The 2,627-nt window shown below is 61.8% G+C and carries 4 protein-coding genes; all 4 read right to left on the bottom strand.

Annotated elements, in window-relative coordinates:
• Positions 1-225 precede the first annotated feature (225 nt).
• The gene (locus SMD10_RS25145) at positions 226-1,170 is read right to left on the bottom strand and encodes an IS5 family transposase (protein WP_331688463.1); all 945 of its coding nucleotides are present in this window, start codon (positions 1,168-1,170) and stop codon (positions 226-228) included.
• A 278-nt stretch (positions 1,171-1,448) separates the two neighbouring features.
• Complete coding sequence (locus SMD10_RS25150) at positions 1,449-1,799, bottom strand: type II toxin-antitoxin system HicB family antitoxin (RefSeq protein ID WP_331688464.1); 351 nt, start codon at positions 1,797-1,799, stop codon at positions 1,449-1,451.
• The gene (locus SMD10_RS25155) at positions 1,796-2,050 is read right to left on the bottom strand and encodes a type II toxin-antitoxin system HicA family toxin (protein ID WP_331688465.1); all 255 of its coding nucleotides are present in this window, start codon (positions 2,048-2,050) and stop codon (positions 1,796-1,798) included. The genes SMD10_RS25150 and SMD10_RS25155 overlap by 4 nt, the downstream gene beginning before the upstream one ends.
• A gap of 335 nt (positions 2,051-2,385) precedes the next feature.
• Positions 2,386-2,601: a helix-turn-helix transcriptional regulator gene (locus SMD10_RS25160; RefSeq protein WP_331688466.1), complete on the bottom strand. Its 216-nt coding sequence runs from the start codon at positions 2,599-2,601 to the stop codon at positions 2,386-2,388.
• Between the last annotated feature and the right edge of the window lie 26 nt (positions 2,602-2,627).

Genomic DNA, 2,627 nt, shown 5'->3' on the forward strand with positions numbered 1-2,627 from the left:
CTACAACTTCCGACGGCTCCTCGCCTGGCTCTGGCTTTTTATCGCCTTCATCAAAGCCGCTCTCCTGGCGCCCATCACCCCGACCGAGTCTGCCCAGGCGGCTTGATCAGCCTTCTTCACGGACGACTAATGTTGGCGGGTCCCACCGAAGCGGCAGGCATCGTCTACGGGATCGTCGCTCCAGAACCGCCCATTCGGCTGTTTACGGGCAGAGTCCGCCCCTGGTCATGCCGCTCTGGCTCGCAGGATGACGACCGAGCGCTTCAAATTGTAGGCGATCGCCGTCAGCCGGACCTGCAGTCCGGCCTTGGCGAGCCCCATCCAGCGCATCCGGCGAAGGCCATAGCTGCGCTTCCAGGTGCCGAAGATCTTCTCGATCTGGCGGCGTACACGGCCGACCGCCTCGTTCCATTCCTCCAGACGGCGCAGGGCCTCCTCACCTCCCCACACGCCGCGACCCGGCAGGCATGACGTTCCGCCAGCGGCCTGGATCAGCATCTCGTTGGCGTGGCTGGCATAGGCCAGATCGGCATAGACGCTGCCCGGATCGTCGGGCAGCACGGCGACCAGCATCCTGCCGTCGTTGACGTTGGCCGGCGTCATCTCGATCTCGCGCACGATGTCGCCGTCGGCATCGGTCGCCACATGCGCCTTGTAGCCATGGACAGCGGGCCGGCGCCGATGCTTGACCCAGCGCGCTTCCTCGTCCTTCTCCTTGCTGGCCGAGGCGATCACCGTCGCATCGATCAGCGTGCCCGTCTTCACCAGGACGTTCTTGGCATCGAGTTGGCGCGTCACGGTCTCGAACAGATCCCGGTCGAGGGACCGCTCCACAAGTTCCCGCCGGAACCGAACGAAGGCGGTGCGCTCCGGCGTCGCCTCGTCCGCGGCAAAGCCGCAGAAACGGCGAAAGCTTGACCGGTCGTCCAGCGCGTCCGCCAGCTTGCCATCCGACAGATCATGCCAGACCGCCAACAGCAGCGCCTTGAACAGAGCCAACGGAGGCCAGGCCGGCTCGCCTTTGGCCGAGGCATAGATCGGAGCCAGATGACGGTCGATCTCGATCCAGTCGACCAGGGCGGAGATCTCGTCTAGCGAGCCGAAACGGTGGCTCTCGTTTCGCTCGAACCGCAGCTCTTCCTGCCCAATCCGCCGCCGCGCCGTCGCCAAATCTCCTGCCCAGCAACAGCATCGAATCATGCGCAGAATCGACCCTCAAGCCCTTTCGCACACAGGTCTCATAAGCCGCTAGCGTATTGAATTATTGAGAGAAATGGCGCACCTCGCCGGGCGATGATGAGAACTACGTTTACGCCATAGCTCTCCTTTAAGTGCAGTTCGGATCCCGCATGTCCCGCCATCGTGGAAGCGGATGTGGTCATGTCCGGTCTCCTTCTCAACTCTGCTGGACCGAACAATCAGGATTTCCTTGGCCGATCGTCTCAGGCTCAGGCGGCCTGGTTATCGCTTTCGGCGGCTTCCCTGATCGCGCCGACGATCCATTCATTCAGGCTCTTGCCCGCCGCCGCCGCCGCAATGACCGCTGCTGCATGGTCGCCGGGATTGAGGCGGACATTGAACTTGCCGGAGAACTTCCGGCGCGGCTCGATACCCTTTTCCCGGCACATTTCGAGATAGACGGCCAGCGACTTACGACCTTCCTCGATCAGATCGTGGACGTTTTCGGCATAGAAGTCGGCACCGCCGTTCAGGCCGACAAACTCGCCGCGCAGCATTTGAATCTCCGGATCAAAGGCGATGACTGCCTTCTCGCCATTGATTTCGACGACATTGTTCATGGCTTCACTCCGTGTTCGTCCAGCCACTTGCGGATGCTGGCAACCGCGCCCTTGTCCGTATCCGGCGACGGATGCGGACGATGAAAGACGCGCACTTCGCCAAACAGAAATACACCGATCCGCGAGCCTTCCCGTTCGCTGATCTCCGCCCCGAGGGCTGCAAGCAGCGCCTCGATGTCGGCCCAGCGGATGGAGCCGCTGACAGGGCGGGCGAAGATCAGTTCCAGCGTGGCTCTGTGACGCTTCTTCATATGATATGGTATCATATATTAGTACCGACTATCAAGTCGGATTTTACTCATGGTGCGCGCACCGCTCAGTTTTCACTGCCGAACAGTTCATCGAACAGGTCGCCGAACCACCACTCGAACACCTCGATCTCGGCTTCCGTGACGGGAACGGGGTCGGGCCAGTCGTCGGTGACGGTCCATGTGGACAGGTCATGTTTGGGCGGCCCGACGGGAAAGGCCAGGGATAGCCTAGCAATTCCTCAAGCTGCTCCGACGCGGTAAGCGCTTTGTTGGCGTGCTGGGAACAGGATTCGTCGGTCGTCCCGTTATATCCGGGATCGGCGGGTACACCGGCCTTAACGGGCTTCATCGGTATGACTTTCCGGCCTCCATCCGACCGGATCGGCGACCCATCGGTTGATGTCGGATTCGCGCCAGCCCGCGCCGTTGGTGCTGATCCTGAGTTGGGACGGGAAGGTGCCCTCGGCGATTTTTCGGTAGATGGTGGACTTGGACAGCCCGGTGCGGGCGAGGACGGTGTTCATGCGGACAATACGGTCTGGCTCGCGCATGGCTCTTCTGGCTCCTGCTGGTTGTT

The organism is Consotaella aegiceratis (genome assembly GCF_036541425.1).
Classification (GTDB): domain Bacteria; phylum Pseudomonadota; class Alphaproteobacteria; order Rhizobiales; family Rhizobiaceae; genus Consotaella; species Consotaella aegiceratis.

Excerpts from the sequence above, each read along its gene's own strand:
- SMD10_RS25155 (WP_331688465.1), bottom strand. The coding sequence starts at position 2,050 with ATGAAGAAGCGTCACAGAGCCACGCTGGAACTGATCTTCGCCCGCCCT.
- SMD10_RS25150 (WP_331688464.1), bottom strand. The coding sequence starts at position 1,799 with ATGAACAATGTCGTCGAAATCAATGGCGAGAAGGCAGTCATCGCCTTT.
- SMD10_RS25160 (WP_331688466.1), bottom strand. The coding sequence starts at position 2,601 with ATGCGCGAGCCAGACCGTATTGTCCGCATGAACACCGTCCTCGCCCGC.